The following is a 7,550-nucleotide window of genomic DNA, read 5'->3' as shown; positions in this document are numbered from 1 at the left end:
CGCACCTTGTAGGGTGCAGCGCTGAGGGACATGTTAGCCATGTATTATCAGACCGAATGAGTTCAAGGCCTCTAGGATGGAGCCGTGAGGGAGCTGACAAAATGGCGCATTTGAGGGCATATTACTTCAACCATGGAGATATGCTGGAACTGGTTCAGGCTCAGAAACTGCCAATGGCGGCGGGTGCAGAAAATGAGATAATCGCAGATACAAAAAAGCTTGGAGAAGGCATGTACTCAGAATGGGGAAAATATGTCGATCATGCGAATCATACGGTAAGCATACTTGGTCAGAAGTATGCCTGGCTTAGCGCACAAATTTCACATATTTGACATGAAGAGAATTTAGGGATTATAGTAACCACGGAAGTACAATAACTTTTCAATAATCAGGTGGTTCTCACATTTTTAATTCCTACAGTAAACTTACGCCGTCTGTTAATATAGCTTGACTTTCTGAACGCTCTATCCCCAAATAAAATATAGGCATTATCCATTGCTTTATTGAACGCCTCTTTAATTTGACTGAATTCCGATTCAGAATGTTTATTCAATATGCTTACTGTATTATCAAGATATTGATCCATATCCCCTTTATATGAGATTTGTCCCATGATATTATGATCCATCATGTAAAAAGCAATAAATCTCAATATAACCTCTTTGTCCGCCATCCTGGTTGGTTTTATACTGCCTCTAGTGGCCTTTTTAAAAGATTCCATTGAGCTTAAATCTCTCAGCAATTTTCTCACATGATTTTTTTCAAGGCAGTTTCTTATTTCTTGATTATTAAGTGTTTTTCCACCCGTATTGATCCGCCTGAAAATATCGTATCTTACCTGTTCCGGTGTTTGTGGATCAATGATATTGAATGTTAGCTGTGTCTGATCTATTCTTTTTACAAATAAAGGATCAAGTTTTTTAGCACTTTTGTTATAAAAACAGCCTTCGCAATCGTGTAAGTATTCAAGATTTTTAAGTCTGAACTTATTATTGACGAAATCATTAATTACTGTAAGTCTCTGAACTCCATCCACAACCTGAAATTTACCCTCGTCATCCTGGACAAGATAAAAAACCGGAATCGGTATTCTGAGCAGAAGCGACTCAATAAGCCTTGATTTCCTCGTAATATCAGACCAGACAAACCCTCTCTGAAAATCCGGTGCCAAATCTAAATCCGAACTTCTTATCAAAGTACATACATATTGAATAGGAAAATTTTTGGGTTCAACTCTTATAAGTTTTGGATCATAAGGATCTTTTTCCTGCTTCGGCACCTTCGAATTATCTTCATGTTCAATACCATCAAAATCATCGACTAAGCTATCCATTTTCATAGCCAGATAACGATCACCCATTTCCTCTATCAGTTCGTCATTAACCGATTCAATTGCATCTCCCCTTTTTTTTACAGAAAACTTCACTCCATCATCTTCTTCTATTTGCTCAATTTCAAGGTATAATGATTCATCTCCATCGTTAGACGACCAGATAGTTATATCTCCCTCTGAATTTCTTTTAGTGACAGTAATCTCCTGTATTCCATCATGTTCTTTTACTTTCACAGGCATTTGTACTTGCATAGTATTTACCTTTCAATCTTCAATTAATCTCACTTACTTCCTTTATAATAGCTGCTCTTAAACCAAGCATCTCTTCGATGCTTAAGGTACATCTATATTTATCAAATTCCATTCTGATGTCATTCCAACATCACTTACTGAAGATATAAGCGTCGCAAATATAATGTTTCCTTCTTTCAATCCTGACTCAGATATATGATCAGACTGCGGAATAGTCAAGTCTACAACTAAAGGTAACTCTCCATCAAAAATATCAAATAAAGTAATCTCTTTAAATAAAGTTCCTTCTATATCGACTTCTTCAACATGATAAACTGATTGTCTTACCTGATTCTTAATATTTGGAGGCAACTGTAGGTTCACTCCATTTTTCATCATAATATTTCGACACTTTAATACAAACTCTCTTTCCGAATCACTATTAAATGCTGAAATAACCTTATTTATACTATCCACATTCTTATCAACAATATCAGCTAGAACATCTTTATATAGATTTAGCATATTCTTAGCTTTCAACTTCAGTTCTTCGTCTTGAAGTGTTTTAAATCCTGCATTGTAATGCATACATTCATTACGTATTTTTCTTATATCATGCAACTTATTCTTCAAAATATTACTTATATGATTGAATTTTTGAAGTTCATCAATCCTATCTTTCTGAGTTAATTTATCCACTCCTCCAATATATTTACAATATAAAAATTTTGAATATTCTTCTGTCGCTATCCCTACTATAGCCACAGCTCCCGTGTAATAACCAAACGAATACAACTGTTCAGCTTCCTTTAGAAGATCTAAAAATTTCTCTTCCACAGGTATATGTCCAATATCATTTAGTTCATACCATCTATTTACAATATTATCTATATCCTTAGCAATTCTATCCTGTATTATTTGAGCGAGGTATTTTTTATCCCTTTTAATATATTCTTTTCTCAGCTCATCGGTTTGATCTGAATAATCTACTTTAATGTGATCTATATATGCCATCTATACTATTGCCTCCCGTTCAATTGAAATAAACGACAATCATTTACCAAATATTTATACATACGCTGTCTATTCATAAATCATACCTGTAGTTATACAGTAATAATATTTGTTGGTCTTGTTTACCCACGCATTGTCATCCATGACGAAACCAAATTTGAATAAGCTATTATAACTAACCACCTAACCCAATAAAATAATAAACGAAATTAAGTATATCCTATGTGCTACACTATGTAGTATTTAATTAAAACTCATTCCTAAATCTTTACGGTACACGGTACCAATGTCTTATTATCCTGAGCATTATATCCTGGTTTCAATAAATGTCTTTCCAAAATATCCTCCTAAGATTATTTCTTTTAACAAACACCTTTGTCTTTTTGCTTAAATATCTTGTTTTCACCGGATTTTTATCATCAACTCCTAAAGCCACCTGTCACTCTTACTCTAATGTAACTAATCCTTCGTCCTTCAATCTACCAGAGCAAAAGTTTATAAAAAATTCCTGATACACGGTTCGACCTTGTCAAACTTGGTATTACTTCATATTTTCACCATAAGTGGTTCTAATAACTTCCTAAACTGACCAACATTTTTTTCTGAAAGAATGTGTGAATCGTTATTTACAGAATAATCAATACCATTAATCGTTTTATCTTTTTTATACTTTCCAACTTCCTCTTTTTTGAGGGTCGCTGTAAATATTTTTTGATTATTAAGTTCACCAAATAGTTTCAATACAATATCTTCTTTTTCAGTAGATAATTCTCCATCCCGGAAGAAATCCATCATTATTGGATATTTATGATTCAGTACAGTTGCAATAGCATATAACTTGGCTAGATAAAATTCTGTCTCTTCACATCCGGAATATGTATTCTTTCTTTTTGAAAACAAATCATAAAAAACAACGGAACCGTTAGGATCGATTTGTTTATAGAATCTATTCATCTGCTCGACAATTTGTTTCTTTAATGTAGCTCTTTTCGCAGCATCTTCCTCGCTTTTCTTAGAATTTACAGTAAGTGATGCTTTTAAGGAAGTTATCTCATTATTAATTTCAACTAATCGGTTATCTGCAGCCGAAGCATCAACAATTTCATCTTTATACATTAAAACTGTCTCAAGGCTTAAATCTTCTTCCTTTAACAGCACTTGAAGTTGCTTTTGCAATTCATTAACCTGATTATTACAATTCTCTTCTTCCTCTTTATACGCACTAATTTTATCTTGAATAGATTCCAAGATGTTTTTTCTCATTTCAACATCGGTAATATCAAATGTGTACGATTTATCGCCCGACCTATAGGCAATATGGTCAGAACCACAATCAACACAATAGAGCGACCCAGAAGTCTCTGTACGATTCAAAGAACGGATTTCATTTAATGTTCTTTCATTAACTAACCTACGACTCGTTGCTCGATTTCTAGCTTTAGTAAGTTCTACTATTCTACCCTGCAAGGAAGATATCTTCTTTACCTTGTTTTCAAAAGTCTCGTTATATCTTTGCTGAGAAACTAGATTTAAAGCAGTTCCCTTACTCCCTTTAAGAATTTTATGTTTTGTCTTTATCGTTTTCTTTTCTTCATTCAATAAATCAATCTGTAATTTTATAGCATCTTTATCTACAGTATCTATTATTTCACTCTCAATCCCTGAATAAGAAAATATTAGATTCCAAAAATCGTCTTTTTTATAATACCCGTCATGGAAAATTGTCGCAGTGTTCTTGCCATCCTGTCCCACAAAGAACAATTGATATAAAAGAACTGGATCAACTATTTTTTGTACATTGTCCTTTATTATCACAGGAAATGTTAATCCATTTCGATTTAAAAACCTCTTTAGCTCAGCCACACCGTCAAGTATCGATAAACTATTCTGTATCTTGATTATAAATGAAGTTCCTCTTCTACAAGCCTCTAACTCAATTCCACTATCAAGTTCTATATCAACATAATGATAATATTCCTCAAAAGGGAACGATGACGGGAAGATTGGTTCATTACCAATAGCATAAAGAGCCGATTGCATGACAATTGTCTTTCCCTTATTATTATCATCACTGAATATTATATTAAAGCCTCTATTTAATTTATTTTCAACATATGCTTCAGAGGCATCTCCAAATGCAATTTTCTTTAAAATCATTCAAGCGCCTCCTTCATCACAGAAATAAGATACTGAACAGAGAGAACATCCAGCAATGTGGCTCTCAACGCATTGTTTTCAACAATCAAATCATACGTATCTGAGGTTCCAATTTCCTTGTGATCTATAATTACATCTACAATGACATCCAGCAAATCCCAAAATGAATCTGAATTTGCTTTGTCAAATAACGCCACCGAAATCTGCAACTGGCAATCTTCGATAACTTCTTTCTGTTTGAGTGCATCGTAATTTTGAATTAAAGGAAAGAAGTATCTCGGCGCACCATCTCTAACAATATTGCGATTAACAAGAGAGTTTATTACCATTAGACGTATTTCTCTTGCTTTGATAGTTCTATCATAAGTATATACATCTCTGAGATGTGTCACCATCTCTCCCTCAACAGATGTATTATTCTTCTTTGACGCCTGAGCATCCCGGATTCTGTTAAAAATGCCATCCAACACAACATCTTTAGGAATAAATCGCGGGTTAAGCCTAAGAATATTCTTTACGTAATCTGCTTTTGTTTTGTCATCAATTACAAATGTAACTTTACCAAGAAAATCATTAATGTTATCATCAGTAATCCAGTCTCCATCTATATAAGTTTTTTGTTTTGCCTCTTCAACAAGACCGGCTCTTACGCTTTTCATTGCTTTCTCTGTAATATTGGTAACATCGAAAACCGTTATACTGTTATCAATTCTAAATGAATCAGGCACACCAGCCATAAATAAGATTAAATAGTCAAACTCCAAGTCAGACATATAATTCTTAAACAAAGTAATAAGCTCTCTTCCGACTTCCTTGGGACCTTTCGCCACATTTCCTTTAGACTGTACATCCCATGCTCTTTCTGCGTGAGTATCAAGCCCGGTAACATCATTATAAAAATCAATTGCAAAACCATAAATCTCAAAACTGTCCTGACGTCCACCCATAAGGTAAAGCAACGCCTTAGTTTCAAAATCAGCGCCTTTTCCTCTTTTACTTTCAGTTGAGCGAACCACATACGCCATGTTACATTTCTCCCAAATTAATTTTTATAACCACGGTTTTATTCCCCTTTTCAGATGTACATGTTAATTACTCAAACTTCCCACATTAAAAGTGGGCTTCGTACCTTGAAAACTCTATATTCTGGACCATAAAAATATAATTACGCCACTTTATAGTTGCTCGTAAGCGCATCCTGCATATATTCAGGTAACCTAAAGAAGAAATCCTTATAGATTTCTTCAACCTGGTCATCTGTGATATGAAGTACATTTTTTATGCTTAAAGTCATTGCTTCAATCAGTACAAAAAGTGAATGCTGAAATGTAATGTCTTCCATTTCACTGAGGAGTACATAGAAAATTTCACCTATTGTACGTTCGTCCTGATCTTTTCTCTGATATACAGAAAGGTACATGTATCTTGTAAATACGATAGCTACATGTGCAGTCAGTGCATCGTATGAAAGACTATGACATTCAGTTCTGAGTTTGAGTAAAGACTTACAGGTTTTGAAAAATACCTCTATGTTCCATCTTTTGCCATAAATACGGATGATTTCATTTTCCGATAAAGACATGTCTGTGCATATGATTGCAAGCCAATCCTTTTTATTGGAACGGTTGCGAACACAGACAATCCTTGCAGGTATGGATGGTTCATCAGCGGTTCCTTTACCTACAGTTACATCTACAGAGAGAAGGTATTTTGAAAGACCTCTACGTTTCTTGTTTTTGGCATATATCTGCTTGATGTTGAGGCGCTGTCCTTCATAGCCATAAGTGATCCTGGAACTGAGCTTGATCATGGCAATGGAGTCCAATCCCATATCCTTGATTTTTACAAGTGTATGAGGAGTAGAAAACCAGCTATCAAAAAGAACATATCTGGCACTATGCCCGGCATTTATAGCATACCTGAGCAATTCCAATACAACATCAGGAGCTTTTGTTACAGCCATTTTTCTTCTTTTTCCAGCAAGAGAACGACTATCAATTTTATCAAAATCGCCAAGCTGATTATCCTCTTTTGATGATGCAAGAAGACAGCTGTTGATGGGAACAAATGAGTTTCCGTCAGACCAACCCAAAGTTAGAAGACGAAATCCTTTTTTGAATTTCATAGAAACATGATCAAATACCTTGGATGCCATCTGTGTGCGTTTATATCCGGCTCTCTCATAAAGAGAATCGTCGATGATAAATACATCTGCACGGTCATCACTTGTAAGAGGATTGAAGAAGTTTCTGATTAATGCCAGTGCAAGAAATGTTGTAAAACGAAGCCAGTTAATTCTGGAATCATTCAAAAAACGGTAAAGGGTGTTTTTTGAAAAGGATTCTGAGAAGTGATTTGACTTCATCTGCATGTAAAGACTGCTTCTGGAAAATACATTTGCAAGCTTGTACCGGAAGATACTCATCACAGGGATTCCCTTTTGTTTGCTGGCATTGGATTTACGAAGAAGGTTTCCAACCTCAAATGCTGAAATAAAATCTGAAATTGAGAGACTGTAATTTATTCTGTGTAAACCTAAAGAAGGATATAATCCTCTTGGATTGATGTTAGAATTAATATTAATTCAGGAGGATATTTTTATGTCACGTAGAAGAAAAATGGATCCCGAAAGAAAAGCTTTCATCACAAGTCTGCTTGAGCACTATCAGCCTAAGGATGCTCAGGACATACAGGATATGCTCAAAGACCTTTTAGGCGATACTCTTCAGGGGATGCTTGAAGCTGAGATGGACGACCATCTTGGATATTCTAAGTATGATTATAAAAATAAGGAAACCGACGATTCTCGCAATGG

The 7,550-nt window shown here is 34.8% G+C and carries 6 protein-coding genes and 1 pseudogene; 2 read left to right on the top strand and 5 right to left on the bottom strand.

The genetic code is table 11. The features are described from left to right. Positions 1-119 (top strand): annotated as a pseudogene (locus tag BM294_RS16150) (UPF0236 family transposase-like protein); the annotation flags it as partial. 269 nt (positions 120-388) lie between these two features. Here the strand turns inward: BM294_RS16150 and BM294_RS15420 are convergent. From BM294_RS15420 to BM294_RS15400, 5 genes are all read right to left on the bottom strand, one after another. Further along, a complete protein-coding gene (locus BM294_RS15420) occupies positions 389-1,585 on the bottom strand; it encodes a DUF262 domain-containing protein (RefSeq protein WP_091209954.1) in 1,197 nt (398 codons plus the stop codon). Between the two features lie 81 nt (positions 1,586-1,666). Next, a complete protein-coding gene (locus BM294_RS15415; RefSeq protein ID WP_091209952.1) occupies positions 1,667-2,578 on the bottom strand; it encodes a hypothetical protein in 912 nt (303 codons plus the stop codon). 546 nt (positions 2,579-3,124) lie between these two features. Further along, positions 3,125-4,735: a coiled-coil domain-containing protein gene (locus BM294_RS15410; RefSeq protein WP_091209950.1), complete on the bottom strand. Its 1,611-nt coding sequence runs from the start codon at positions 4,733-4,735 to the stop codon at positions 3,125-3,127. Continuing rightward, positions 4,732-5,760, bottom strand: a complete 1,029-nt coding sequence (locus BM294_RS15405) for a hypothetical protein (RefSeq protein WP_091209949.1) — start codon at positions 5,758-5,760, stop codon at positions 4,732-4,734. Before BM294_RS15405 ends, BM294_RS15410 begins: the two co-directional genes overlap by 4 nt. A gap of 140 nt (positions 5,761-5,900) precedes the next feature. Next, positions 5,901-7,259 carry an IS4 family transposase gene (locus tag BM294_RS15400; RefSeq protein ID WP_091209947.1) on the bottom strand — a complete coding sequence of 453 codons (1,359 nt, stop codon included), beginning with the start codon at positions 7,257-7,259 and terminating at the stop codon, positions 5,901-5,903. A 76-nt stretch (positions 7,260-7,335) separates the two neighbouring features. On the opposite strand from BM294_RS15400, the gene BM294_RS16750 reads away from it, so the two are divergent. Beyond that, the coding region (locus BM294_RS16750; RefSeq protein WP_175494730.1) for a transposase at positions 7,336-7,550 on the top strand (215 nt) is incomplete at its 3' end.

It is taken from the genome of Oribacterium sp. WCC10, assembly GCF_900113415.1.
Taxonomy (GTDB): Bacteria; Bacillota; Clostridia; order Lachnospirales; family Lachnospiraceae; genus Oribacterium.
This window is presented reverse-complemented; position numbering and strand designations above follow the sequence as displayed.